Origin of the sequence: Saccharothrix longispora, from assembly GCF_031455225.1 — a bacterium.
GTDB lineage: Bacteria > Actinomycetota > Actinomycetes > Mycobacteriales > Pseudonocardiaceae > Actinosynnema > Actinosynnema longispora.
This window is the reverse complement of sequence record NZ_JAVDSG010000001.1, coordinates 5,980,008-5,999,876: the sequence shown is the minus strand read 5'-3', so window position 1 is coordinate 5,999,876 and position 19,869 is coordinate 5,980,008. Positions and strand designations below refer to the sequence as shown.

The 19,869-nt window shown below is 73.1% G+C and carries 19 protein-coding genes; 11 read left to right on the top strand and 8 right to left on the bottom strand.

From position 1 onward, the window contains the following. The first annotated feature begins 14 nt into the window (after positions 1-14). Genes J2S66_RS25240 through J2S66_RS25230 form a run of 3 tightly spaced genes read left to right on the top strand, consistent with a single transcriptional unit; the run spans position 15 to position 3,224 of the window. Entirely contained in the window at positions 15-773 is a 759-nt protein-coding gene (locus J2S66_RS25240; RefSeq protein ID WP_310309785.1) for a hypothetical protein, read from the top strand. Between the two features lie 36 nt (positions 774-809). Beyond that, entirely contained in the window at positions 810-1,067 is a 258-nt protein-coding gene (locus J2S66_RS25235; RefSeq protein ID WP_310309784.1) for a hypothetical protein, read from the top strand. Positions 1,068-1,118: 51 nt separating this feature from the next. Beyond that, positions 1,119-3,224, top strand: coding sequence for a hypothetical protein (locus J2S66_RS25230; protein ID WP_310309783.1), 2,106 nt, complete (start codon positions 1,119-1,121; stop codon positions 3,222-3,224). On the opposite strand, the gene J2S66_RS25225 is transcribed toward J2S66_RS25230, so the two are convergent. Beyond that, on the bottom strand, positions 3,214-4,866 hold the full coding sequence (locus J2S66_RS25225; protein WP_310309782.1) for a WXG100 family type VII secretion target: 1,653 nt from the start codon (positions 4,864-4,866) through the stop codon (positions 3,214-3,216). The two genes, J2S66_RS25230 and J2S66_RS25225, sit on opposite strands and share 11 nt — an antisense overlap. A gap of 17 nt (positions 4,867-4,883) precedes the next feature. Then, a complete protein-coding gene (locus J2S66_RS25220; RefSeq protein ID WP_310309781.1) occupies positions 4,884-5,384 on the bottom strand; it encodes a YbaB/EbfC family nucleoid-associated protein in 501 nt (166 codons plus the stop codon). A gap of 407 nt (positions 5,385-5,791) precedes the next feature. Between J2S66_RS25220 and J2S66_RS25215 the strand changes: the two genes are divergently transcribed. The 6 genes from J2S66_RS25215 (at position 5,792) to J2S66_RS25190 (ending at position 12,563) form a co-directional block, all read left to right on the top strand. Then, entirely contained in the window at positions 5,792-6,928 is a 1,137-nt protein-coding gene (locus tag J2S66_RS25215) for a BMP family lipoprotein (protein WP_310309780.1), read from the top strand. Positions 6,929-7,024: 96 nt separating this feature from the next. Next, the gene (locus tag J2S66_RS25210) at positions 7,025-8,578 is read left to right on the top strand and encodes an ABC transporter ATP-binding protein (RefSeq protein ID WP_310309779.1); all 1,554 of its coding nucleotides are present in this window, start codon (positions 7,025-7,027) and stop codon (positions 8,576-8,578) included. After that, positions 8,578-9,648: an ABC transporter permease gene (locus J2S66_RS25205; protein WP_310309778.1), complete on the top strand. Its 1,071-nt coding sequence runs from the start codon at positions 8,578-8,580 to the stop codon at positions 9,646-9,648. The genes J2S66_RS25210 and J2S66_RS25205 overlap by 1 nt, the downstream gene beginning before the upstream one ends. Positions 9,649-9,659: 11 nt before the next feature. Further along, positions 9,660-10,910 carry an ABC transporter permease gene (locus J2S66_RS25200; RefSeq protein WP_310315070.1) on the top strand — a complete coding sequence of 417 codons (1,251 nt, stop codon included), beginning with the start codon at positions 9,660-9,662 and terminating at the stop codon, positions 10,908-10,910. Continuing rightward, on the top strand, positions 10,903-11,292 hold the full coding sequence (locus tag J2S66_RS25195) for a cytidine deaminase (protein ID WP_310309777.1): 390 nt from the start codon (positions 10,903-10,905) through the stop codon (positions 11,290-11,292). The genes J2S66_RS25200 and J2S66_RS25195 overlap by 8 nt, the downstream gene beginning before the upstream one ends. After that, complete coding sequence (locus J2S66_RS25190; protein ID WP_310309776.1) at positions 11,289-12,563, top strand: thymidine phosphorylase; 1,275 nt, start codon at positions 11,289-11,291, stop codon at positions 12,561-12,563. The genes J2S66_RS25195 and J2S66_RS25190 overlap by 4 nt, the downstream gene beginning before the upstream one ends. A 145-nt stretch (positions 12,564-12,708) precedes the next feature. On the opposite strand, the gene J2S66_RS25185 is transcribed toward J2S66_RS25190, so the two are convergent. Continuing rightward, complete coding sequence (locus tag J2S66_RS25185) at positions 12,709-13,893, bottom strand: hypothetical protein (protein WP_310315067.1); 1,185 nt, start codon at positions 13,891-13,893, stop codon at positions 12,709-12,711. Positions 13,894-14,316: 423 nt separating this feature from the next. On the opposite strand from J2S66_RS25185, the gene J2S66_RS25180 reads away from it, so the two are divergent. Next, complete coding sequence (locus J2S66_RS25180) at positions 14,317-15,381, top strand: adenosine deaminase (protein ID WP_310309775.1); 1,065 nt, start codon at positions 14,317-14,319, stop codon at positions 15,379-15,381. 57 nt (positions 15,382-15,438) lie between these two features. On the opposite strand, the gene J2S66_RS25175 is transcribed toward J2S66_RS25180, so the two are convergent. The 5 genes from J2S66_RS25175 to J2S66_RS25155 all read right to left on the bottom strand — a co-directional run bounded on the left by J2S66_RS25175 (position 15,439) and on the right by J2S66_RS25155 (position 19,103). Continuing rightward, positions 15,439-16,647 carry a SatS C-terminal domain-containing protein gene (locus J2S66_RS25175; protein ID WP_310309774.1) on the bottom strand — a complete coding sequence of 403 codons (1,209 nt, stop codon included), beginning with the start codon at positions 16,645-16,647 and terminating at the stop codon, positions 15,439-15,441. A gap of 64 nt (positions 16,648-16,711) precedes the next feature. Then, positions 16,712-17,236: a YbaB/EbfC family nucleoid-associated protein gene (locus J2S66_RS25170; RefSeq protein ID WP_310309773.1), complete on the bottom strand. Its 525-nt coding sequence runs from the start codon at positions 17,234-17,236 to the stop codon at positions 16,712-16,714. After that, on the bottom strand, positions 17,233-17,598 hold the full coding sequence (locus J2S66_RS25165; protein ID WP_310309772.1) for a YbaB/EbfC family nucleoid-associated protein: 366 nt from the start codon (positions 17,596-17,598) through the stop codon (positions 17,233-17,235). Before J2S66_RS25165 ends, J2S66_RS25170 begins: the two co-directional genes overlap by 4 nt. Positions 17,599-17,602: 4 nt before the next feature. Beyond that, positions 17,603-18,778 (bottom strand): bifunctional WXG100 family type VII secretion target/C40 family peptidase, encoded by a 1,176-nt coding sequence (locus J2S66_RS25160; protein WP_310309771.1) that lies wholly within the window; start codon positions 18,776-18,778, stop codon positions 17,603-17,605. A 1-nt stretch (position 18,779) separates the two neighbouring features. Beyond that, positions 18,780-19,103 carry a hypothetical protein gene (locus J2S66_RS25155; RefSeq protein ID WP_310309770.1) on the bottom strand — a complete coding sequence of 108 codons (324 nt, stop codon included), beginning with the start codon at positions 19,101-19,103 and terminating at the stop codon, positions 18,780-18,782. A 167-nt stretch (positions 19,104-19,270) separates the two neighbouring features. Between J2S66_RS25155 and J2S66_RS25150 the strand changes: the two genes are divergently transcribed. Beyond that, positions 19,271-19,828 (top strand): SMI1/KNR4 family protein, encoded by a 558-nt coding sequence (locus tag J2S66_RS25150; RefSeq protein WP_310309769.1) that lies wholly within the window; start codon positions 19,271-19,273, stop codon positions 19,826-19,828. The last annotated feature ends 41 nt before the right edge of the window (positions 19,829-19,869 follow it).

Here is a 19,869-nt window from a genome sequence, read left to right as displayed (position 1 = left end):
CGGACGCGGGTGCCTTGGGCGACGCGCCGGGAGCCCCGGAGTTCGGCGGCGTGCCCGGAGTGGGCGGCGCGGTGGCGGTCGGCGCATTGCTGTGGGGCCCGCTGGTGTTCGGCGTTCCCGGCGAGGCAGGTGGCACGGGGGCGGGCGGTGCGGAGGCCGGTGGTGCGGAGGCAGGCGGCGGTGCGATCGGCGGCGTGCCGGCCGCAGGTGTGTTGGCGGCCGGGGGAGTCGCCGCCGGGGGAGTCGCCGCCGGGGGAGTTGCTGCCGGGGGAGTCACCGGAGGTGCGGTGATCGGCGGGGTGACGGCAGGCGGGACGACCGAGGGCGCGTTGACCGGAGGGGCGCTCGCCACCGGCGGTGTCGACACCGGCGGCGGTGCGACGGGCGGCGTCGAAACCGGAGGTGTGGGGATCGACGGCTTCGAGGCGGGCGGTGTGGAAGCCGGAGGCGCCGAGGCGGACGGCGTCGAGATCGGTGGCGTGGGAGCCGGAGGCGTCGAGACCGGAGGCGTCGAGACCGGAGGCGTCGAGACCGGAGGCGTCGAGACCTGTGGGGGCGCGACCGGGGGTGCCGAGACCGGGGGAGGCGCGACCGGGGGTGCCGAGACCTGTGGCGTCTTCGCGACCGGTTGGGCCGGGGCCTGTTGGTTCGGGGTCGGCGTGTTCGCGGCCGATGGCGTGTTGACCGGCGGGGTGCTGACCGGCGGGGTGTTGACCGGTGGGGTGCTGACCGGTGGTGGCGTGCTGATGGACGGTGTGGCCGGCCTCGGCTGAGCGGCCGGGGGTGCCTGCGACCCGGTCGGGGCGGACTTGACCGTGCCGTCGCCCGCAGGGGGCTTGGGCGCGTCGAAGACGCCGCTCGGGCCGCTCGGCTTGGCGGTCCCGCTCGTGCTGCCCGTGGTCGGCGGCGCGGTCGCGGCCGGCGTGGCAGCCGGCGGCACCGCGCTTGGCGGCACCGCGGTGGACGGAGTTGCGGTGGACGGAGTTGCGGTCGAGGGTGCGGTGATCGGCGGTGCCGCGACCGGGGGAGGCGTGACCGGCTGGGGTGTCTTCACGGCCGGTTGCTGAGCGCTCGGCTGCTGCGTGCTCGGCTGCTGCCCGGCCGGGGACGGCGTCGACGTGGGACTCGGCGTCGACGCCGGGCTCGGCGGCGGCGTGACGCTCGGGGTGTTGATCGTCGGCTTGGGTGCCGGTGGTGGGGTGGACGACGAGGTGGGCGGGGCTTTGGTGATGGTGCCGTCGGCGGCGGGTGCCTTGGGTGCGTCGAAGGTGCCCTTGCCGGGGCCGCCGGTGAACTTGCTCGACCGGTCGGTGCCGCCCGCCGCGCCGGGTGCCGCGCCGCCCATGGGGCCGCCCGCCATCGGGGCTCCGCCCACGGGCGGGGTGACGGTCGGGGGCGTTCCCGCAGTCGGCTTCGGCGTCGTCGGCGGGGCGGTGGCCGTGGTCGACGGCGTGGAGGTCGTGGGCGTGCCGGGTGTGCTGCCGGGAGCGCCGGTGCTCGGGACGCCGCCACCCTGGGCCCCACCGCCCGGGGTGCCGACGCTCGGGATGCTCGGGGTGATCGGGGTGTTGATCGTCGGCTTGGGTGCCGGTGGTGGGGTGGACGACGAGGTGGGCGGGGCTTTGGTGATGGTGCCGTCGGCGGCGGGTGCCTTGGGTGCGTCGAAGGTGCCCTTGCCGGGGCCGCCGGTGAACTTGCTCGACCGGTCGGTGCCGCCCGCCGCGCCGGGTGCCGCGCCGCCCATGGGGCCGCCCGCCATCGGGGCTCCGCCCACGGGCGGGGTGACGGTCGAGGGCGCGCCACCGAGAGCGGCGGTGATCTTCGACGCCGCCGTGCCCGCGCCGGGCTGCGTGGTCACGCCGGTGACCGGGGCCGCCCCCGGCGTCGGGCCGCCCTTGGCGGTGGGGCCTGCTCCGGACGCGCCGGGCACACCCGTCACCGGGCTGACGCCGGGACCACCGGTCGAACCCTTCGAACCACCCGGCGTGGCACCGGGGGCACCGGGCACACCGGCGATGGGACCGACACCGGGTCCGCCGGCGGTCCCGCGCGTCCCGCCGGGGGTGGTGCCGGTGGCGCCGGGGACGTTCGTGATGGGTCCGACGGACGCCCCGCCGGCGGTCTTGCCGCCGCCGGGCGCGTTGACACCGGTGGCGCCGGGCACGTTGGCGATGGGCCCGACCGACGCCCCGCCCTTGGGTCCGCGAGTGCCGCCGGGGGTGGTGCCGGTGGCGCCGGGCACGTTCGTGATGGGTCCGACGGACGTCCCACCGGCGGTTTTGCCGCCGCCGGGCGCGTTCGGCCCGGTGGCGCCGGGCACGTTCGTGATCGGTCCGACCGATGCCCCGCCGGTGGTCTTCCCGCCGCCGGGCACGTTCGGCCCGGTGGCACCGGGGATGTTCTTGATGGGTCCGACGGACGCCCCGCCGGCGGTCTTCCCGCCGCCGGGCGCGTTGGGGCCGGCGGCTCCCGGCACGTTCGTGATCGGCCCGACCGATGCCCCGCCGGCGGTTTTGCCGCCACCGGGCACGTTCGGACCGGCAGCCCCGGGAACGTTCTTCACCGGGCTGACCGACGGCCCGCCGGCCGTCTTGCCGCCACCGGGCCCGTTGGGCCCGGACGCGCCCGGCTGGTTGTTGACCGGCGAGACCTGCGGCCCGCCGGGCCCCTTCGTCCCGAGCGGACCGGTGCCGGGCGACCCCGGCTGCCGCTGGGCGTTCGAGTTCGGGTCGATCGCCTTGAACTGGTCGCGGCTGAACTGGTCGTTCTGCACGTGGGTCTGCGCGGTCGCCTTCAGGCCCGACTGCACGTTGCCCATCGCGGTCGACGCGTTGTTCGCCTGCGCGACCGACGCGTCGTTGGAGTTGTTCAGGGCGGGAACGGCGACGATGCCGATGGGACCGAGGGCGTTCGGTCCCAGCTTGAGCCCCGTGAGGCCGCTGGAGATGGCGGCGAGGCGGGCCTGGAAGTCACCGGCCTTGCGCTGGAGCCCCTCCATGGAGGAGGAGTTCATGCCGAAGCCGGAACCCCCGGTCGGCCCACCGGCCGGGGGTGGCGGGGCGGACGGCGGCGGCGAGGACGGGCTCCCCGAGGGGTTGCCCGGGGAACTGGGGTCTGCGCCGCCACCGCGTGCCATGGATGCTTCTCCGCGCTCTTGGACCGTGACCGGGCTCTCGTGGACACCGGACCTCGTGGGCCGGTGGGCACGAGGCCTCAGGTGGTGACCGAGTTGCTGCCGTTCGTGCCGCCGCTGTTCTGGGAGTACTTCTCCTGGTAGGCGTCGTAGCTGGACTTCGCGGCCTCACCGGCCGACTTCGCGTCGTCCGCCGCCTTCTCGACCGCGGCGCCGGCCTGCTCGGCCTTCTTCGACGCTTCCTCCGCGGCCTTGATGTCGGCGTCGTCGCCCGACGCGAACGCCTTGGCGTTGGCCTCGGCGGCCGCCGCGTTGGCCGCCGCGAAGTCCACGTTGGCCTGCTCGTACGTGGCGTTCGCCGCTTTCGCCGCGTCGTTCTTCGACGACATGTCGGTCTCGGCGGACGTGCGGCCGGGGTCGTCCGGGCCCGGGTTGTTCTTCTTGTACTCCTCGTACGCGGCCTTCGCGGCCTCGTCCGACGGCTTCGCCGCGTTCAACGCGTCGTTGCTGGCCTTCGCGGCGTCGGCGACGTCGCGGCTCTCCTTCGCGGCGGCCTCGGCGGCCTTCGCGGCGTCCGAGCGGGCCGCGTCGGCCTCGGTCTTGGCCGACTCGTACTTCGCCATCGCGGCGTCGTACCCGGCCTGGTCGCCGCGCGCGGCGGCGGCGTTGGCCTCGTCGATGGCCGAACCGACCTTGTCGTTCGCGGCGGCGGCCTTCTCCGAGGCGGTGTTCAGCGCCTCGTTGGCCTTCTTGGCCTCCTCGGCGGCCTTGGTCTCCGCAGCCTTGGCCTCTTCGTACTTCTTGTTGGCCTCTTCGGCCTTGTTGTTGGCCTCGGTGACCTTGTCGTCCTGCACGTCCTTGGCGAGCGCCTTGTCGATCTCGCGGTCGACGCCCTTCTGCGCCTTCCACGACTCGTAGCCGACCTCGGCGACGTCGGCGATGTTCTCGAACCGGTTCCAGCCCTTGCCGACCTTCTCGGTGATCTCGTCGAGGTTCTTGATCCGGCCCATCTGGCGCGTGAGCGCGGCGGTCAGGCGGGCGATGCGGGACGCGATGTTCACGCCGAGCGCCACGGCCTTGCCGACCGCGAAGCCGATGTAGGCGGCGATCGACGCGCCGAACGTGATGATCGCGGTGGCGGCGGCGATCAGCGCGCCCGCCAGCAGCGACCCGAGCAGCTGGGCGATCAGGTCGCGCACGATGTCGCGCAGCACCGACACCAGCACGCCGCAGATCGCGACGATCTTCGCCTTCTGCTCGACCGCGTTGGCCAGCGCGTCCAGCTCCTGGCCCATGCTGTCCATGTTGGTCTTGAACGCCTCGGACGACGAGCCGGACCACCCGTCGAACGTGGCCAGCCCGCTGCGGTGGTCCTCGGCCAGCACCCGGATCTCGGCGGCCTGCGCCTTCGTCGCCTCGACGTTGGCGTTGATCTCCTCGGGGTCGCCCATGAGCTGGTCGAGCGGCTCCTTGAGGAAGCTCACGTGCTCGATCAGCCAGCCGATGCCCGCGCCGAGGATCGTGCCGAAGGGGTCGACGGCGAGCATCGCCATCGACGACGCCGTGCCGATCGCGGCGAAGGTGATGTCGAGCGCCTTCTCCGTCTCGGTCTCGGCGTCCTTGCCGATGCTCGTGATCATCTCGTCCCAGGCCGAGATGAACAGCGACCCCTTGAACTTGTTCTCCTCGGTGATCTCCATCCCCGGGGGCGAGGCGATGGGGGTTTCAGGCATGGTTCAGACCTTCCTCGTCACCAGGGCTGGTTCTCGTCGTCGTCGTCCACGGGCGCCCTGCGGGCCGGGCGCGCGGGCATCTGCATCTGCCGGGACGCGTACGGCGGCGTCGCGCGGGCGGGCTCCGGTTCCGGTTCGGGGTCCGGCTCGGCGTAGTCGCGTTCGTCCACCTGCGACTGGTCGTCGTCCGGGATCGAGTCGCTGACCATGCGCATGGCCTCGGTGCCCTCGCCCAGCGGCTCGAACGCCTCCATCACCTTCTGCGCGGCCTGCTTCTGCGCGGTGCGGGCGGTCTGGAGGATGACCGCGGTCAGGCGGGCGGCCCCCAGTTCGACGGCGCGGTGCCCCAGCTGGAGGTTGAGCAGGCCCCCGTTCGGACCGACCGTGACGGTCACCGAGCCGTCCTGGCTGGTGGCCGTGGCCTGGGAGTTCTCGAAGTTCTCCTGAAGGTCCGCCGACTTGCGCTGAAGGTCGGCCAGCTTTGCCTCGAAGTTGTCGAGCCACTGCTGGGGGTCCAAGGTCGTCCTCCTGGGGTGGATACCGGTGCAGCCTGGAGTGCACCTCCACCCGCCAACGCGCGCCCAACGCGTCACCAACGGGCTAACCGGGCGATGACGCTGCGGAACGCCGTATGCGAGGCGAAGGCCGGGACCCCGCCGTTGGCCCCGACCTCCACCAGGGGTTACGGGGGAGCGCGGGCGGTGGTTCAGCAATTTACCCTGCGTGACGGAGTGCGACGCGCGGAACACGGGGGATCACGCCGAGTGGCGGTGTCGCCCGGTCGCACCAACGATTAGGTCACGGCGGGCCGGTAGGTGCGCGGGCGTCATTACCACGGGGTACGGTTCGCCACTCGGAACCCGACATGGCCGTCGGGATTGGTCTGCTCACTGAGCAGGGAGGGAGACGAGCTGTGCGTCGTCGTATGCGTGGCCTAGCGGTGGCCGCGGTCGCGTTGACCAGCGTTCTGTCGATGGCCGCGTGCGCCAAGGACACCGGTGGCAACACCGGCGGGTCCGGGTCGACCAACACCGCCGAGGGCTGCAAGCTGGCCGACAAGCCGGCCGCCGCCTCGGCGACCTCCAGCGCGTCCAACGCCGGCGAGAAGATCGACGGCAGTGCCCTGAAGGTGGGTCTGGCCTACGACATCGGCGGCCGGGGCGACGCGTCGTTCAACGACTCCGCCGCGGCGGGCCTGGACAAGGCCAAGGCCGACTACGGCATCAAGCCGGAGAACGTCAAGGAGCTGACCGCCGCCCCGAACGAGGCGGAGGACGCCAAGCAGACCCGGCTGCGCCAGCTCGCCAGTGAGGGCTTCAGCCCGATCATCGGCGTCGGCTTCGCGTACGCCGAATCGCTGAAGGTCGTGGCGCCGGAGTTCCCGAACGTCAAGTTCGCGATCGTGGACGGCGCCGTCGAGGGCGCGGCCAACGTGACGCCGCTGGTGTTCGCCGAGGAGCAGGGTTCCTTCCTGGCCGGCGTCATCGCCGCCTACCAGTCCAAGTCCTGCCACGTCGGCTTCGTGGGCGGCGTGGAGATCCCGCTGATCCAGAAGTTCCAGGCGGGCTTCGAGCAGGGCGCCAAGGCCGCCGCGCCGGACATCAAGATCGAGGAGAAGTACCTCACCCCGGCCGGTGACTTCACCGGTTTCCAGGACCCGACCAAGGGTCAGGAGGCCGCGACCGGCCAGATCGAGGCCGGCGCCGACGTGCTGTACCACGCGGCCGGCGCGTCCGGCAAGGGCGTGTTCTCCGCCGCCAAGACGGCCAACGTCAAGGCCATCGGCGTCGACTCCGACCAGTACAACCAGACCACCGTCGCGGAGTCCAAGGACGTGATCGTCTCGTCCATGCTCAAGCGCGTCGACGTCGCGGTGTACGACTTCGTGGGCGCGGTCGCCAAGAACGACCTGGCGAGCCTGCCGAAGGTGTTCGACCTGAAGGTCGACGGCGTCGGCTACTCCACCTCCGGCGGCAAGATCGACGCGGCGCTCCAGGAGGTCCTGGAGGGCTACAAGGCCCAGATCATCGAGGGCAAGATCGCGGTCAAGTCCACGCCCTGACCCATCCGGCCTCCGGCGCACCGGGCCCTGCGAGCACCCTCGCAGGGCTCGGTGCGTGGTTAGCCCCGGCGCAGCCGGAGAACTGACGGAGCTTCCATGAGCACTACCACCCCTGCCGTCGTCCTGTCGGGCATCACCAAGCGCTTCCCCGGTGTCGTCGCCAACAGCGACGTCCACCTGAGCGTGCAGGCCGGCGAGGTGCACGCCCTGTGCGGTGAGAACGGCGCGGGCAAGTCCACCCTGATGAAGATCCTCTACGGGATGCAGCAGCCCGACGAGGGCACCATCGAGGTGGCCGGCGAACAGGTCCGGTTCCGCACCCCGGCCGACGCCATCAAGGCGGGCATCGGCATGGTGCACCAGCACTTCATGCTGGCCGACAACCTGACCGTGCAGGAGAACGTTGTGCTCGGCGCGGAGTCCCTGCACGGCATCGGCGGCAAGGCGCGCAAGCGCATCCAGGAGCTGGCGAAGGCCACCGGCCTGGTCGTGGACCCCGGCGTCCTGGTCGAGCGGCTCGGCGTGGCCGACCGGCAGCGCGTGGAGATCCTCAAGGTCCTCTACCGGGGCGCCAAGGTGATCATCCTCGACGAGCCGACCGCCGTGCTCGTGCCCCAGGAGGTGGACGAGCTGTTCGCCACCCTGCGCGGGATGCGGGAGCAGGGCTTCACGTTCCTGTTCATCTCGCACAAGCTCGACGAGGTCCGCGCCATCGCCGACTCCGTCACGGTGCTCCGCCGCGGCACGACCGTCGGCACCGCCGACCCGAAGACCGTCAGCTCCCGCCAGCTCGCCGAGATGATGGTCGGCAGCGAGCTGCCCAGCCCCGAGACGCGCGAGTCCACCGTGACCGACCGCGTCGTGCTGAAGGTCGAGGACCTCGGCCTGGTCGCCGAGGAGGGCACCCGCCCCGTCCTCGACGGCATCGACCTGGAGGTGCGGGCCGGCGAGGTCGTCGGCATCGCCGGCGTCGAGGGCAACGGGCAGACCGAGCTGGTCGAGACGATCATGGGCATCCGCCGGGCGCACCACGGCCGCGTGCTGCTGGGCGACCGCGACCTGACCCGGGCGAGCACCCTCCAGCGCCGCGAGGCCGGCATCGGCTACATCCCCGAGGACCGCCACCGCCAGGGCCTGCTGCTGGAGCAGCCGCTGTGGGCCAACCGCATCCTCGGCCACCAGACCCGCCGGCCCGTCGCCAAGGGCCAGTGGCTCGACCTCGCCGGGGCCAAGGAGGACACCCGGCGGATCGTCGAGGAGTTCGACGTGCGCACGCCCGGCATCGACGTGGCGGCCGCCGCCCTGTCGGGCGGCAACCAGCAGAAGCTCGTGGTGGGCCGCGAGCTGTCCGGCGACCCGGTGCTGCTCATCGCGTCCCACCCGACCCGGGGCGTGGACGTCGGCGCGCAGGCCCTGATCTGGGACGAGATCAAGAACGCCCGCGCGCGCGGCCTCGCCGTGCTGCTGATCTCGGCCGACCTGGACGAGTTGATCGGGCTGTCCGACACCATCCGGGTGATGCTGCGCGGCCGGCTCGTGGCCGACGCCGACCCGGCCGCGGTGACCCCCGAGGACCTCGGCAGCGCGATGACCGGTGCGGGCACGGGCGCCACCGCGGCCCGGCCCGGTGCGGAAGTGGAAGGCGAGTAATGGGAATCTTGCGCGGCAAACTGCTGCCGCCGGTGCTGGCGATCCTGTTCTCCGCCCTGCTGTGCGGCATCGCGCTGGTCGTGTCCGGCGCGAACCCGCTGCGGGCGTTCGGGGTCATGGTGTCGCAGGTCGGCCAGGGCACCACGGCCGTCGACATCGTCAACAGCACCGGGACGTACTACATCGCGGCGCTCGCCGTCGCGATCGGGTTCCAGATGAACCTGTTCAACATCGGCGTCGAGGGCCAGTACCGCGTCGCGGCCGTCGTCGCCGCGGTCGTCGGCGGCTCGATCGCGCTGCCGCCCGGCATCCACGCCCTGGTGATCATCCTGACCGCCGCCGTCGCCGGCGCCCTGTGGGCCGCCGTCCCGGCGATCCTCAAGGTGACCCGGGGCGTCAACGAGGTCATCTCCACGATCATGATGAACGGCCTCGCGCTGGGCCTCGCGGCCTACCTCATCGGCTCCGACGTGTTCGGCGAGCTGCGCGGCAACAACATCCGCACCCCGGAGATCCCGGAGAGCGGCTGGGTGCCCGGCATCTCCCTCGGCTCGTCCGGCACCGTGTTCGGCCTGGTCTTCCTGGCCGCGGCGCTGGGCATCGGCTACTGGGTGATGATGAACCGCACCCGGTTCGGCTTCGAGCTGCGCGCCTCCGGCCAGTCCTCCACGGCCGCCGCCGCGGGCGGTGTGAACGCCAAGAAGATGGTCCTGATCGCCATGCTGCTCTCCGGCGCGATCGCGGGCCTGGTCTCGATGCCCGAGATCCTCGGCCGTGACCACACGTACAACCTGAACTTCCCCGCCGGCCTGGGCTTCTCGGGCATCGCCATCGCGCTGCTCGGCCGCAACCACCCCGGTGGCATCGCGTTCGGTGCGCTGCTGTGGGCGTTCCTGGACAAGTCCGGCCTGGCCCTGGACAACGTCGGCGTGCCCCGCGAGATCGTGACGATCATGCAGGGCGCGATCGTCCTCTCCGTCGTCGTCGCCTACGAGGTGGTGCGGCGGTTCGAACTGGCCGCGCAGCAGCGCCAGGTCGGCAAGCAGCTCGGAACGGTGGGTGCGGCGTGAGTACTTCCCTGATGAACCCCTCCGAGGCGCCCACCACGGTGCCGCCGCCCCGCAAGTCCCGGCGCATCCCCGGCTGGGCGGTCGGCGCGCTCGGCGTGGCCGGGGCCGTGGTGCTCCTCTCGACCACGTCCTACCTGACCGGCGTGCCCCAGCTCACCTCCACCGGCACCATCCAGACCGCCGTCCGCCTCGCGCTCCCGATCCTCCTCGCCGCCCTCGGCGGCCTGTGGGCGGAACGCGCGGGCGTCGTGAACATCGGCCTCGAAGGCATGATGATCATGGGCACCTGGGGCGCCGCGTGGGCGGGCTACCAGTGGGGCCCCTGGGCGGCCCTCGTCTCGGCGGCCGTGTTCGGCGCGCTGGGCGGCCTCCTGCACGCCCTCGCCACGGTCACGTTCGGCGTGAACCACATCGTCTCCGGCGTGGCCATCAACCTCCTGGGCGCGGGCCTCACGAAGTACCTCTCCACCCTGATCTTCTTCCCCCTGTCGAACAACCCGCGCGAGTCCCCGGCGGTGCCCAAGTTCGACACCTACTCGGCGCCGGGCGTCTCCGACTGGCTCGCCGACCTCGAAGCGCAGCAGCGCGTCGGCATCTCCGACGTGGCCGGGATCGTCCGCGGCCTGATCACCGGCGTCTCGCCGCTGACCATGCTCGCCATCGCCCTGGTCGTCGGCAGCTACCTGCTGCTGTGGAAGACCCGCTTCGGCCTCCGCGTGCGCTCGTGCGGCGAGAACCCGGTCGCCGCCGAGTCCCTGGGCGTCAACGTCTACCTGCACAAGTACGTCGCCGTCATCGCCTCCGGCGCCCTCGCGGGCATCGGCGGCGCGGCCCTCGTCCTCAACCCGGGCCAACCGGGCTACCTGGAGGGGCAGACCAACGGTCGCGGCTTCATCGGCCTCGCCGCGCTGATCTTCGGCAACTGGCGGCCCGGCGGCCTCCTCGGCGGCGCGGCCCTGTTCGGCTACGCCGACGGCCTCCAGCTCCGCTCCGGCGGCAAGACGTTCCTCGCCCTCGTCTACGGCGCGGTCCTGCTGCTCGCGGCCATCGTCGTCTGGCAGCTCGTCCGCCGCCGCTGGTTCGCCGCGGCCGCGGGCATCGTCGCCGCGGGCGCCCTCTACGCCGTGTACTACACCGTCGACGAGGTGCCGTCCGAGCTGACCACCTACGCCCCGCACGTGGTGACCCTGGTCGTCCTGGCGGCGGCCTCCCAACGCCTGCGGATGCCCGCGGCCGACGGCGTGGTGTACCGCCGTGGGTGACGTCGACTGGGAGGCGCTCCGCGCCAGGGCGGTCGAGGCCGCCCACGCCGCCTACTGCCCCTACTCGAACCTCCAGGTGGGCGCCGCGGCCGTCTGCGACGACGGCCGCGTCATCACCGGCTGCAACGTGGAGAACGCCGCCTACGGCGTCGGGCTCTGCGCCGAGTGCACCCTCGCGGGCCAGCTCTTCCTCACCGGCGGCGGCAAGCTGGTCGCCCTGGCCTGCCGCAGCGGAGCGGGCGACCTGCTCATGCCCTGCGGCCGGTGCCGCCAGGTGCTCTACGAGCTGGGCGGGCCCACCTGCCTGATCGACACCCCGTCCGGCATCAAGCCGATGAGCGAGGTCCTGCCCGACGCCTTCGGACCCGGAGACCTGCCGTGAACCACACCGCCGTGGACGTCATCAGGGCCAAGCGCGACGGCGGGGCCCTCTCCGACGAGCAGATCGACTGGGTGGTCGACGCCTACACCGAGGGCCTCGTGGCGGACGAGCAGATGTCCGCCCTGGCCATGGCCATCCTGCTGAACGGCATGACCGCGCGGGAAACCGCCCGCTGGACCCGCGCGATGGTGGACTCGGGCGAACGGCTGCACCTCGACGTCGGCCGCCCCACCGTCGACAAGCACTCCACCGGCGGCGTGGGCGACAAGATCACCCTGCCCCTGGCCCCGCTGGTGGCGGCCTGCGGCGCGGCGGTGCCCCAGCTCTCCGGGCGGGGCCTGGGCCACACCGGCGGCACGCTGGACAAGCTGGAGTCCATCCCCGGCTGGCGGGCGCGGCTCTCCGTGGACGAGGTCCGGGCGCAGCTCCGCTCGGTGGGGGCCGTCATCTGCGCGACGACCGAGGGCCTGGCCCCGGCGGACCGGAAGCTCTACGCCCTCCGCGACGTCACCGGCACCGTCGAGGCGATCCCCCTGATCGCCTCCTCGATCATGTCGAAGAAGATCGCGGAAGGCGCCGAGGCGCTGGTCCTGGACGTCAAGGTCGGCTCGGGCGCGTTCATGAAGTCCGAGGAGCAGGCCCGCGCCCTGGCGGCGGCCCTGGTCTCCATCGGCGTGGACCACGGCCTGGCCGTCTCCGCCCTGCTGACCGACATGTCCACCCCCCTCGGCCGGGCGGTCGGCAACGCGGTGGAGGTGGAGGAGTCCGTGGACGTCCTCAAGGGCGGGGGCCCGCAGGACGTGGTCGACCTGACGGTCGCCCTGGCCCGGGAGATGCTGTCGCGAGCGGGCATCACCGCCGACCCGGCAGCCGTCCTGGCCTCGGGCGAGGCCTACGAGACCTGGGCGCGCATGATCCGCGCGCAGGGCGGCGACCCGGAGGCCGCCCTGCCCCGCGGCGGGCACCGGCACGTGGTGACCGCCGCCGCCGACGGCTACCTGACCAGGCAGGACGCCTACGCGATCGGCGTGGCGGCGTGGCGCCTGGGCGCGGGCCGGGCCCGCAAGGAGGACCCGGTGCAGGCGGGAGCGGGCATCCTCTGCCTGGCCAAACCGGGCGAGCGGCTCGTCGAGGGCCAGCCCCTCCTGGAGCTGTACACCGACACCCCCGAGGCCATCCCGGCAGCCCTGGCCACGCTCGCGGACGCCCACGGCGTCGGCGACGAACCGCCGCCCTCGACCCCACTGGTCATCGACACCATCAGGGGCTGAGCACAGCTCGCGATCGCGGCCCTCGCACGGGTCCTGCCCGCGCGAGGGCCGCGATCGCGAGATCCCCCGGGCACGACGGAGCAGGGGCCCCTGGCGGGACCCCTGCGAAGCGCGATCCGCCGGCGGTCAGCCGACCTGCCGACCGTCAGGCGCCCTCGGCCGTGAGGTCGTCGTCGTCCCGCACGTCGGACTTGGGCCCGTTCTTCCGGGTCCGCCGCTGCGGCCGGGGCAGCGCGGTGGGGGGCGGCGGCGGGGTGGGCGAACCGCCACCCAGGATCAGCTCGGCGAACGTGGCCATGGCCTCGTCCAGCTGACCGCCGATCCGCTGCTCCGACTCCTGGTTGCTCCGCCGCACCAGCGACGCCAGCGAGTCCGCGTCGGGCCGCGAGGACAGCGTGCCCTCGACCTTGGCGATGCCCTGCTCCACGACGCCGGACAGCTCGCCCAACCGCGCCGCGAAGTCGTCCTCCACGGAGTCGAGCCGCGTGGTCATGGTGTCCAACCGCGAGGTGACCTGCTCCAGGCGCTGCGCCAGCGCCTCCAGCCGGTCCGTCGCGTCGACCTGGTCGCGCGTCTCGTCCAGGGCCGCGTGCAGCGCCTCGCGCGCCTCGTCGAGCTTGCCGGTCACGGTGCTCCGCGTGTCGGCCAGCGACGAGTGCAGCGAGTCGCGCGTCTCGGTGAGCGAGGAGTGCAGCCCGTCCCGGGTGCTGTTGATGTTGTCGCGCGTCTCGTCGATGCGGCCGTGGAGCGCGTTCGTCGAGTCGGTGAGCGACCGCTGGAGCGCCTCGCGGGTGCCGTCGAGGTGCTCGTGCACGCCCTCGTCGACCTCGTCCAGGCGACCGCGCAGCGCGACCTCCAGGGCCTCGATGCGCTCGCGCAGCGGCGCGACGATCGCGTTCGGGAGCTGGTCGACCTTGGTGTCCTGCTTGTCCAGGTGCAGGTCGAGGTCGTCGATCCGCTTGTGGATGTGGGAGAGCTTGTCCTCCAGGCCGTCCATGCGGCCCGCGACGCCCTCGAACCGACCGGCCACCCCGTCCAGTCGGCCGTCGAGCTGCGCGAACGGCTTGGCCAGCTTGTCGACGAGGCCGTCGACGGCACGACCGATGCCCTGGACGGCGTTGTCCTGTGCCTCCAACCTGGCGAGCGCCTCGTCCAGCCGCTCGGCCAGCACGCTGACCTCGGTCCGGTCGGGCAGCTCGGACAGGCGCTTGCGAACGGAACCCAGCGACTCGAGCGGGGACATCCGTGCGTGGATCTCGTCCAGTGCGTCGAAGATCTGCTGCTGCTCGCTCTCACGGATCTCCGCGGCGCGCGTGAGCATGTTGCGCATCCGATCGAAGGACATCGTGGAGTTGTTGTTCTCGTTCACGGCTCGGGTGCCTTCGTCCAGGGGAGGGGAGACCTCCGGGAGCCTAACCAGGTTGGGGCTCGAAGCTGTACCAGCCCCCGACGGGGACCGCCCGCATCAGCCTTCCGTGTAGTCCGTTCGAGTTACCGGGGTCGACCCTACCCGAAAGTAACCGCCAGACCGCGCCTGACTGCGTCGCGTGAGCATCCGCCGTGCGAGTGACTAAAGCCGAGGTCGAGGTAGCGGAAAGTTCTGCATCACGACTGCACAACAACCAAACGAACCTGATCGAGTGGTTCTGCACACACCCGTCCGAGGTAAGGGCGTGATCATACCGGAACAAGATCATCGCACGCGGCAAGCGGGACGACGTGTCGCGCGGCCGACCCGTATACGGTGACGACCATGCCGACCCCGCTTAACCTGGAGGCCCTCCGCAGCGCGCCGAAGGTGCTGCTGCACGACCACCTCGACGGTGGCCTCCGACCCCAGACGGTGATCGAACTCGCCGACGCCTGCGGCCACCAGGGCCTGCCCACGACCGACCCGGTCGCGCTGGGCGAGTGGTTCCGCGACAACGCCAACTCCGGCTCGCTGGTCCGCTACCTGGAGGGCTTCGCCCACACCTGCGGGGTCATGCAGGACGAGGAGGCGCTGGTCCGCGTCGCCGCGGAGGCCGTGGAGGACCTCGCCGCCGACGGCGTCGTCTACGCCGAGATCCGGTACGCGCCCGAGCTGTTCACCGACAAGGGCCTCTCCCTCGAACAGGCCGTCGAGGCGGTCCAGGAGGGCTTCCGCAAGGGCGAGGAGGCCGCCGGCCGCACGATCCGCGTCGGCACCCTGCTCTGCGCGATGCGCCAGAACGACGGCTGGCAGCGCATCGCCGACCTGGTCGTCCGCTACCGGGAGGCGGGGGTCGTCGGCTTCGACATCGCGGGCCCCGAGGCCGGGTTCCCGGCGAGCCGCGAGCTGTCCGCCTTCGAGTACCTGCGGCAGCAGAGCGCGCACTTCACCATCCACGCCGCCGAGGCCGCGGGCGTCGAGTCGGCCTGGGAGGCCGTGCAGCTCGCGGGCGCCGAACGGCTCGGGCACGGCGTGCGCCTGGCCGAGGACGTCCGGGGCGACGAGCTCGGCCCGCTGGCCGCCTACGTGCGGGACCGGCGCATCGCGCTGGAGATGTGCCCCACGTCGAACGTGCACACCGGCGCCGTGGCGTCCCTCGCCGAGCACCCGATCAAGCGGATGCACGAACTCGGCTTCCGGGTCACCGTGAACACCGACAACCGCCTGATGAGCCAGGTGTCGCTGAGCGGCGAGCTCGCCACCGCGGTCGAGCACTTCGGCTTCGGCTGGGAGGACGTGCGCGCGTTCACCACGAACGCCGCGAAGGCCGCGTTCATCACGCACGAGGAGCGCGGGGCGCTGATCCGGAACGTGATCAACCCGGCGTTCGACGAACTGGGCGGGTGAGCGAAGGGGGGCGGCCCCGCGAGGCCGCCCCCCTTCCCACCGCCTGGTGGGCACTGCCTAGTGGACCTTCAACCGGTCCTCGAACTGCGCCACGAGCGCGCGCCACGCCGTCACCTCGTCGTCGAACGGCGCACTGGGCGCCAGCCGCGTCGGGTCGGGCTTGAGCACGTAGTTGACCAGCCACCCCAGCCGCTCGGACCCGTTGAGCGCCACCTTCACGGTGTCGTCGTGGGCCCACTCGCCGGCGTCCTCCAGCAGCTCCACGACCAGGTCGAGCTGCGTCGGGTCCACCGCGTCCGGGCCGTCGGCGATGTCCTCGTCCAGGCCGGTGAGCACGTAGACGTTGTCCGGGTCGACCTCGACGTCCAGGTCACCGCCCGTCGCCTTGGTGACCAGCTCGCCCCAGGTCGACACCTCGTTCATGTCGTTGTCGTCGGCCTCGACGATGAACCGGGCCAGCGCGCGCGGCGAGCCGAACACGTCGATCTTGCCCTTGCGGCCCAGGAACACCGGCTGGTCGTCCAGGTAGCAGCGCAGCGTGTAGTACTCGCCCGCCCCGGCGATGATCTTGATCGGGTCGATGCCGACCTCGCCCCAGAAGCCGACCGACTCCTCGTCGGAGTCCTCGTCGTCCTCCTCCGACCCGGCGGCGGCGGCGTTGGCCTCCTCGAACGCGGCCAACTCCTCCCGCGTGGTCTTCAGCGTCGTCTCGTCCACGTCGGGCGTCGTCACGACCTCGTCGATCGCGTCGAGCACCTCGTCCCACTTGTCGGAGACGACCTGGGCGATCTCGGTCCACAGCGCCTGGCCCTCGCGACCGGTGAACGGCAGCGTGCCCTGCGGCAGCAGCGAGAAGCCCTCCGCCGAGTCCAGGATCTCGTGCACCTTCTCCAGGTCGCACACGTCCGCCAGCGAGCGCACGATCGAGATCACGTCGGCCAGCTCGCCGATGACCCAGGTGTCGGGCTCCTCGGCGACCAGTTCCGGCACGCCCACCAGGTCGAACTGGTGGTTGTCGTCCGGCGACAGCTCACCGACCGTCAGCGCGGGCACCACGTGCCACGCCGGGTGGTCGACCAGGTCGTGCTCCTCGGCCGTGCGCACGAACGCCGCCAGGTGCGCGGCGTCGGGAAAGACGTACAGGTCCTCCTCGTGGCCGAGGAACGCTTCCCACTCCTCGCCCTCTTCCCGCCAGCGGGGAGCCCACAGGGTGACGACATCACCCTGGGTGAGTCCCAGCTCGATCGGGACGATGTCCTGTGCCATCCGACCTCCCGGTCACGCCATGCCCCTTTGCGATGCGGGGCAAGAGTACGGGGTCGATCACCCACTACTGCCGTTGACCACGGAAAGGGTCGGCGAAGTAGTCGTCGTCATCGACTTCCCCGGGGTCGCGGAGGTGACGCGCGGGAGGCGAAGGCCGAGGTCGGCGGGAGAACGGGCCGTGCGCGACCGGGCCCGGCGGGACCGGCCCCGGAGCTGCGGGGCCCGAAGCCGCGGGAGCCGCCGCCGCGGGAACCGCGGCGGCGGGTGGCCGGGCCGCCAGGGCGAACGGTGGCGGCCCGGCGAACGCCTCCACCGCCATCGCCACGCCGTCACCCAGCGACTTCGCCAGCTCGTCGTAGCTCCGCTGCACCGCCACCCCGGTGGCCAGCGCCGCCGTCTCCACGACCAGCGCGCCCACCGCCTGCGGCCCCCGCGCCAACGCCGCCGGGTGCAGGTCGAGCGCCACCAGTTCGCCGCCGGCCGTCGCCGTCACGCGGGCCAGGCCCGACGGGTGCTCCGCGCTGCCGGTCGTCCGCGCCAGCACGCGGGTCAGGGCCTCGGCGGCGGCGAGCTTCTCCTCCGCGCTCACCGCGCACCCCTCGGGAAGCCGAAGTCCTCGTCCGGACCGCGCTCGAACCCGATCTCCGCCAACGCGGCCACCGCCTCCGGCTCGACGACCCGCTCCAACGACCGGTGCGCCCGGTCCGCCGCGTCCCGCGCCGCCCGCCGCGACACCCGCAGGATCTCGTCGGCCAGCGCCCTCGGCCCCATGCGCAGCGCCGCCGGCGACACCCGCACCTCGCGCGGCGGTCCTCCCGGGACCGCCACCACGGTGACCGCGCCGTCCGGCGACGACGCCCGGCCGAGCACCGGCCCCGTGCGCGCCACGTGCTCGGCGGCCCGCCGCCCCGCCTCGGCGACCCGCCGGGCCGCCCTCTCCACCTCGTCCACGTCGTCAGCCCGTCGGTCGGTAGAAGCCGTAGAAGGACATGCCGCTGTTGCTCGTGCGGATCGCGCCGACCTGCACCGGGTCGCCCGCCTCCACCAGCTGCCCGTTGCCGATCACCATGGCCACGTGCCCGTCCCACACCACCAGGTCGCCGGGCAGCAGCTGGTCGGCCGGCACGGACGCGCCCATCGCCTGCGAGGACGCGGGGCGCGGGAGGTCGAACCCGGCGCCCGCGTACGCCCACTGCGTCAGGCCGCTGCAGTCGGTTCCCTGCGGCGGGTTCGCGCCGCCCCACACGTACGGGGTGCCCAGCGCCGACAACGCGTTGCGCACGGCTTGCGCGGCGACCTCGTTGGGCGCCTCGGCGGAGCTGCCGTCCGGCAGGTTCACGCCCACACCGCTCCCCGGCTGGGGCGGGATGGCCACCGGCAGCCGCGGACCACTGCCGCCGCCACCGCCCGACCCGCCGCCCGACCCGCCGCCCGACCCGCCGCCGCCACCGGACCCGCCACCGGCCCCCGACCCGCTCCCGGAGCCCGACCCGTTCCCGCTCCCGTTGCCGGAGCCGCCCCCGCCGTCGTCGACCGACGACACGGACGTGGTGCCGCCCTCGGCGCCCAGCGGGGCCCCGAGCCCGGCGAAGTCCGGCTGCCGGAGCCCTTGCAGCAGGGCGACGACCGCGGTCAGCTCGCCGCGGACCCGCTCCAGCTCCCGCCCGGTCTTCCCCTCGTACTCCCGGGCCTTGGCCGTCACCTCGGCCGCGACCGCGAGCACCGCGCCGATCCCGCCCAGCGCCGACGCCGCCGCGGCGGCCGCGAGCCGGGGCCAGGCCCACCCGGTGAACTCGTCGATCAGCCCGCGGATCGCGGTGCGGCCGGACGTCACCGCGTCCACCGCCGTCGTCACCGCCTCCCGGGTGGCCGTCGCGTTGCGCGCCAACGCGCCCACCCCGCCGGAGAACGCCGACACCCGCTCCTGGAAGGCGTTCGCCTTCTCGCCGTACCAGGTGGCCAGCGCGGCGTTCGCGGCGCCGGTGTGCCTGCCGTCGACCTCGGTCAGCGCCGAGGACGCCCGCCCGAACGCGTCGGCCGCGCCCGACGCGGCGCCGGTGTCGCCCTCCAGCCGGGCGAGGTGGTCCTCCATCGGCCGGACCAGACCCGCGAGGAAACCTGCGACGTCCACGTCAGACCCGGTACGCCCGGCCGAGGTCGGCGCCCGTCGCCGCTTCCTGCTCCACGTACGCCTCGCCCGACTTCCGCACGGCGTCGGCGAACCCGGTCAACCCGGCGGCCGCCGCGGCGACACCGTCCACTTGGGCCTGCGCGGCCCGCTGGAAGGCGGCGCCCAGGCCGACCTCGTCGCCGATCCTCCCGAAGCTGCCCGCGGCCAACGCCGTCGTGCCCGCCAACGTCGACGTGCCGACCTCGCCGACCTCGCCCGCCAACCCCGCGGCGGCGCCGCCGTACGCCGACAGCGCCGCGGTGTCGACGCCGAAACCCCGTTCCACGCTCACGTCCCCCTCGCGGTGCCTTCCCGAGACCCCGGTCGCCGGGGTGCTCGTGCGAGCCGATCCTGCCCGATGGCGCGCACCGACGTGCCGGGTTCCGGCAGATCGTCCCCGATGGGCGGTACCGCGGCGGGGTATCGCGACCTGATCATGTGGGGGTGGGTGTTGTGCGCCATTGGGAACGGATCGTGGCGTGGCTCGACGATCACGCGCCCTCGACCCGAGCGGTGTTCGCGCCCCCCGAGGGCCCCGCGGCGGTCGAGGCGCTGGCGGCCGCCACCGGACTCGACCCGCCCGACGACCTGCGTGCGTGGTGGGCCGTCTGCGGCGGCACCGCCGACCTGGCGTTCGCCGAGGTGCTGCCGCCCTTCTACACCCCGCTCGGCCCGTCGGACTCGCTGCGCTCGTGGCGGCTCAAGGAGCGGTTCTGGCCCGGCGACCCGGCCACGGAGGCGGGCACGCCGACCACCGGGTTCCACCCCCGGTGGCTGCCGATCGCGTTCGACGGCTGCGGTGACGCCCTCGCCGTGGACCTGCGGCCGGGCGTGCTGTCCGGCTGCGTGGTCGAGTGGGACCGCGAGGCGGGGGAGATGCTCAAGCCGCAGTGGACGAGCCTCGACGAGATGCTGGACGGGATCGCCACGGCCCTGGAGCACCGCGGCGCGCTCGGCCACTGCGAACCGCTCGTCACGACCGACGGCCGCCTGGGCTGGCGCACGAACTAGTCCGCCGGCCCCTGCCGCGACCGGTGATCCGGTAGAATGGG